Source organism: Inquilinus limosus MP06 (assembly GCF_000767795.1).
Classification (GTDB): domain Bacteria; phylum Pseudomonadota; class Alphaproteobacteria; order DSM-16000; family Inquilinaceae; genus Inquilinus; species Inquilinus limosus_E.
The window spans coordinates 1-1216 of sequence record NZ_JANX01001001.1 but is presented as its reverse complement, the minus strand read 5'-3'; the positions used below and the strand labels follow the sequence as shown (position 1 = coordinate 1216).

The following is a 1216-nucleotide window of genomic DNA, read 5'->3' as shown; positions in this document are numbered from 1 at the left end:
GCGCCGGCCGTCGAAGCTGACCGTCCCGGCGCTGGCCGGCATCAGCCCCAGCATCATCCGGCCCAGCGTGCTCTTGCCGGAGCCGCTCTCGCCGACGACGCCCAGCGCCTCGCCGCGGGCCACGCCGGCATCCACCCCGCGCACGGCCTGGACGAACCGGCCGCGCCGGAACAGGCCGCCGGTGTGGAAGATCTTGGACAGGCCCTTCGCCTCGACCAGCGGCGTCGCCGATGGGGTGGTCATGCCGCGCACTCCGCTCCGTTCGCCAGCTCCGGCCAGCGGATGCAGCGCGTCAGCCGGCCGTCCCGTGCCTCGTCGAGCGGGACCGGCGCCGCGGCGCAGGCCGCAGCCGCATGCCCGCAGCGCGGCGCGAAACGGCAGCCGGCCGGGAAGGCATGGGGCGGCGGCACCGTGCCGGGAATGCCGGCGGGCTGGCCGTCGCCGTCCGGCGTCGCCGCCAGCAGGGCGCGGGTGTAGGGATGCAGCGGCGCGGCGAACACCGCGGCGGCGTCGCCCTGCTCGACCACCTGCCCGGCATACATCACCGTGACCCGGTCGGCGATCTCAGCGACCACACCCAGGCTGTGGGTGATGAAGATCATCGCCGTGCCGGTCTCGCGCTGCAACTCGGCCAGCAGGTCCAGGATCTGGGCCTGGACGGTGACGTCCAGCGCGGTGGTCGGCTCGTCGGCGATCAGAAGGCCCGGGCGGTTGGCCAGCGCCATGGCAATCATCACGCGCTGGCGCATGCCGCCCGACAGCTCGTGCGGCCAAGCGTCCAGGCGCCGCTCCGGGTCGGCGATGCCGACGCGCCGGAACAGGGCCAGCGCCTCGGCCCGCGCCTTCGCGGCCGGCATCGGGCGGTGGGCGCGGATCGCCTCGGCCACCTGGTCGCCGACGCGGTGCACCGGGTTCAGGCTGCTCATCGGATCCTGGAACACCATCGCCATGGCGCCGCCGCGCAAGGCCCGCAGGGCCGGCTCGTCCAGCCGCAGCAGGTCGCGGTTGCCGAACCAGGCGGCGCCGGCCACCGGCCGGGCGGCCGGGGGCAGCAGGCCCATCAGGGCGGTGGCGGTGACGGATTTGCCGGAGCCGCTCTCGCCGACGATGGCCATGGTCTCGCCGGCGCGGACCGAGAAGGAGACATCCTCGACCGGCCGGATGTTTCCGCGCGCGGTAGCGATCTCGACGGTGAGGCCCTGGAGGTCCAGCACCG

General features: G+C 75.0%; 2 protein-coding genes. Both read right to left on the bottom strand.

The window, feature by feature from the left end:
- Positions 1–243: ATP-binding cassette domain-containing protein (locus P409_RS34745; protein WP_152613720.1), on the bottom strand; the 243-nt coding region annotated here is incomplete at its 3' end.
- Entirely contained in the window at positions 240–1214 is a 975-nt protein-coding gene (locus P409_RS34740; RefSeq protein WP_081992239.1) for an ABC transporter ATP-binding protein, read from the bottom strand. The genes P409_RS34745 and P409_RS34740, both read right to left, overlap by 4 nt.
- Positions 1215–1216 lie beyond the last annotated feature (2 nt).